Raw genomic sequence first — 221 nt, forward strand, 5'->3', positions numbered from 1 at the left:
AGACCAGCTAGAGATCGTCGCCTAGGTAGGCCATTACCCTACCTACCAGCTAATCCCATCTGGGTTCATCCGACGGCGTGAGGCCCTTTCAGGTCCCCCACTTTGGTCTCGCGACATTATGCGGTATTAGCCACCGTTTCCAGTGGTTATCCCCCGCCCTCGGGCAGATCCCCAGACATTACTCACCCGTCCGCCGCTCGTCAGCAAAAGCGCAAGCGCTT

Annotated in this window: 1 rRNA gene; it reads right to left on the reverse strand. The window is 58.4% G+C overall.

What is annotated here, in order from left to right:
• A 16S ribosomal RNA gene (locus tag SLS51_RS25050) occupies nucleotides 1-221 on the reverse strand; the annotation flags it as partial.

Origin of the sequence: Photorhabdus africana, assembly GCF_035181445.1 — a bacterium.
Taxonomy (GTDB): Bacteria; Pseudomonadota; Gammaproteobacteria; order Enterobacterales; family Enterobacteriaceae; genus Photorhabdus; species Photorhabdus laumondii.